This is a genomic window from Acidocella sp. (genome assembly GCF_036489515.1).
Taxonomy (GTDB): Bacteria; Pseudomonadota; Alphaproteobacteria; order Acetobacterales; family Acetobacteraceae; genus Acidocella.
The window spans coordinates 1-3,148 of record NZ_DASXFO010000027.1; the positions used below are offsets into that span (position 1 = coordinate 1).

4 protein-coding genes are annotated in these 3,148 nt (G+C 62.1%); 2 read left to right on the forward strand and 2 right to left on the reverse strand.

Translation table 11 applies throughout. The features are described from left to right. Nucleotides 1–116: 116 nt before the first annotated feature. Both VGG47_RS03795 and VGG47_RS03800 read left to right on the forward strand, forming a co-directional pair. Nucleotides 117–893, forward strand: a complete 777-nt coding sequence (locus VGG47_RS03795; protein WP_331535602.1) for a glycosyltransferase — start codon at nt 117–119, stop codon at nt 891–893. After that, complete coding sequence (locus VGG47_RS03800; RefSeq protein WP_331535604.1) at nt 781–1,782, forward strand: glycosyltransferase family 2 protein; 1,002 nt, start codon at nt 781–783, stop codon at nt 1,780–1,782. The genes VGG47_RS03795 and VGG47_RS03800 overlap by 113 nt, the downstream gene beginning before the upstream one ends. 191 nt (nt 1,783–1,973) lie before the next feature. Here the strand turns inward: VGG47_RS03800 and VGG47_RS03805 are convergent, their stop codons facing one another. Continuing rightward, nucleotides 1,974–2,624, reverse strand: a complete 651-nt coding sequence (locus tag VGG47_RS03805; protein WP_331535606.1) for an SCO family protein — start codon at nt 2,622–2,624, stop codon at nt 1,974–1,976. 218 nt (nt 2,625–2,842) lie between these two features. Further along, nucleotides 2,843–3,148, reverse strand: a 306-nt coding sequence (locus tag VGG47_RS03810) for a hypothetical protein (RefSeq protein ID WP_331535608.1), incomplete at its 5' end; no start/stop codon positions are given.

Below are 3,148 nucleotides of genomic sequence, written 5' to 3' on the forward strand. Positions count from 1 at the left end.
ATCTTCACGCGCTGGCTGCGTCGCTGGGTACCTCCTACGACCGGCTGGATACATTAAAACGATCCGATGTTCCGCTCAGTGATGCTGAATTAATCCGGGCCGCAGCCGCCGGATTAATGCCAATACGCGAAGCGGGGCGGATCGTCTGGATCATCGCACCAAGCTGCTGGGCGGCGCACCGCCTCACCGACCCACGCGGGCCGGTACAACGACGGATCAATTCGTTTCGGCTGACCTCGTCCGATCGGCTGCAGCGTTTCATCGCGCAGCACGCACAAGCTACACTCGGCCGGCGAGCTGCCTATGATCTCCGGCGCCGGCAACCGCAGTTTTCCAACGCAGCGGCCCTGCACGTTGGCAAAGGCGTCGCCATCGCGACAATTGCGATACTGGTCTTGACCACCCTCGCACTTTATCCCGCCGCCGCGATCGGCATCTTTTCGGTTATGCTGTGCGCGATTTTCCTGGCAGCGGCCGCATTGCGCTTGTCGAGCGTGCTGTACAAACAATCGGCGCCGGAACTGCCGCTGCGCGGGACCGACCGTGACCTGCCGATCTACACAATCATCTGCGCGCTCTATCGTGAGGAGAAAGTCGTCGACAAATTGGTGGCCGCGATCCGCGCGCTCGATTATCCGATCGAGAAGCTCGACGTGAAATTCGTCTTGGAGGCCGATGACCGCACAACCCGGCGCGCACTGGATCGGCTCGACCTCGGACCGCCTTTCGAGATCGTCATCGCCCCGCCCGAAGGGCCACGCACCAAGCCGAAGGCGCTGAATGTGGCGCTGCCGCTGGCGCGCGGCCCCTACACGGCCGTGTTCGACGCTGAAGACACGCCGGAACGCGATCAGCTCCGGCGCGCCGTTCGCGGCATTTCGGGCCGCGGATGAAAGACTCGCCTGTCTGCAGGCCTCCCTGAGCATCGACAATAGCGGCGACAGTTGGCTGGTGCGAATGTTCACCGCCAATTACGCCGGCCAATTCGATGTGTTGTTGCCCGGCCTTGCCGCGCTGCAACTGCCGTTCCCGCTGGGCGGTTCATCAAACCATTTCCGCACTGCTGCGCTCCGGCAGGCAGGCGGGTGGGATCCTTATAACGTCACAGAAGATGCCGATCTCGGGATCCGTCTGCATCGGCTCGGCTACCGCGCCGCGGTTCTGCCGTCGACGACGTACGAAGAAGCGCCCGCGCAATTCGTCCCGTGGCTCAAGCAACGCACGCGCTGGTACAAGGGCTGGATGCAGACTTGGCTGGTGCATATGCGCCGGCCGGCGCGGCTGCTGCGAGAACTCTCGCCAGCGGGAGCCGTGGCTTTCCAGTTGTTCCTTGCCTGCAATGTTTTCGCGGCGCTGATCCATCCCCTCTTCATGGCGGCGCTTTGCTACTATCTCATCGCGCGCCCGCCGCTCGCCGCCATCGCCGCCATGGGGCACGAAGCCCCCGTATTTTTCGTGACCTTGCTGGCCGGTTATGCCTCAACGGTCGCGCTGGATCTCGTTGGCTTGCAACGCCGTGGACTTCTGGCACAGGGGTGGGTCCTGGTGTTCACGCCGCTATACTGGTTTCTGCTTTCACTCGCGGCATGGCGCGCGCTCTTTCAGCTGTTGTTTGCCCCGCAACTCTGGGAAAAGACCGAACATGGATTGGCGAAGAGCTCGCGGCTCGCCAAGGAAGTCGCCAAGGCCAAGACTCGTGAACAGGCTAGCGAAACGCCGCGAAGCGTTCGGCTAGCAGCCGGACCGGCGGCAATCATGTTGCGGGCGCCTCGGCATCTCTGAAGCCGCAGACGCATCACCAGCAGGCGCATCACTATCAGTGAGCAAGCGGGAACAGCCCGGGATCGGAAGCCTTAAAAGGGTTCCGTCCCGAGCCGCCCAGCCAGGGTGTCGCCCCCGCTGGCCGGGTCATAGACTACGCGATTTCTGAGTTTTTGTTTTGATGCGAATTAAAGGCGGCAGGCGGCCGCGTCTTAAAGATATTGCCGTAATTCCGCGGCTTCAGCGTCGGCCGTGCGTTGCATGCTGAAAGGCGCGACAAAATGTCCGTCCTTGTCCATGAGATAGACAATGGCGGTGTGGTCCATCGAGTAATCGCCGCCTTTAACCGGCACCTTTTGTGCGTAGACGCGATAGTCCTTGAGCGCCTGCTCTATCGCCTTCGGGTCTCCGGTTAGGCCGCGCAAATGCGGATCGAAGCTCGCCAGATAGGCCTTCATCACCGCTTGGGTGTCGCGATCAGGGTCAACGGTGATGAACAGCGCCCCCGCCCGGCCGGCGTCCGGTCCGAGTTTGCGGAAAAGCTGCGACATTTCGAACAGAGTAGTCGGACAAATATCCGGGCAGTGCGTGTAGCCGAAAAAGACGAGGTAGGGCTTTCCCTTCATGTCCTGATCGGAAAACGGCTTGCCATTCTGGTCAACCAGATGAAACGGGCCGCCAACGCCTGCGACACCCGCGCCCGGTGAGGGTGAAAGGCCGGTGACGAGGAAAATGGCGCCGAGAAACAGCACCAGGCCGCTCAGAAACGCGCCCAGCAACAGGGCAATACGGGAGGTCTTTGGGTTCACGGGCATACTTCCGTCAGCCGAAACACGCCATAAAGCCGGCGCGGATCGTCTCAAAAAATACTGCCGCTCCGTAATGCGCCCAAAGCGCCACCGTGGCGCCGAGAATGACGACAGCTATGGCGGCCGCAACCAGTAGCGGCCTTGGCAGCGGGCGCGATACGACCGTCTCGGACATGACGTGTAGATAGGCCGGAACCACGCCGCCGACAACTCGCACGAGCCCGCGCCGACTGACCACCCCGGCGGAGCCGGTGCCCAGACCGGTGCCTAAACTAACGGCAAGTTTGATAGAGCGACGTCAACGCACGTCCGCGCATCTGGATCATATGCGGCGTCAACCCGCCATGGCGTTCAATCCAGTGCCGGACTTCTGCTGGATACATCCGCATCACCAGGCGGCTGCCGGCCCGCGTGGGCACCAGCTCACGCGAGGCGTCGTCATAATAAGACGCAGCGTGAAAGCCGAGCACCGCGCGACTGGTGACGCAAACGCGGTTCCTGGGTATGATCCCCGTCAGCAAGGTACACGCCGAAAGGCATGGCCCGTCGATGACGACGCGTTGTCCCGAATCGCGGAT